The 215-nt window shown below is 50.7% G+C and carries 1 rRNA gene; it reads left to right on the plus strand.

Annotated elements, in window-relative coordinates:
- Positions 1-215: ribosomal RNA gene (locus HP548_RS34215) — 16S ribosomal RNA — on the plus strand; the annotation flags it as partial.

Genomic DNA, 215 nt, shown 5'->3' on the forward strand with positions numbered 1-215 from the left:
ATTGGAGAGTTTGATCCTGGCTCAGGACGAACGCTGGCGGCATGCCTAATACATGCAAGTCGAGCGGACTTGAAGAGAAGCTTGCTTCTCTGATGGTTAGCGGCGGACGGGTGAGTAACACGTAGGCAACCTGCCCTCAAGTTTGGGACAACTACCGGAAACGGTAGCTAATACCGAATAGTTGTTTTCTTCTCCTGAAGAGAACTGGAAAGACG

The sequence above is a fragment of the Paenibacillus taichungensis genome (genome assembly GCF_013359905.1).
In the GTDB taxonomy this organism is placed as follows: Bacteria; Bacillota; Bacilli; order Paenibacillales; family Paenibacillaceae; genus Paenibacillus; species Paenibacillus taichungensis.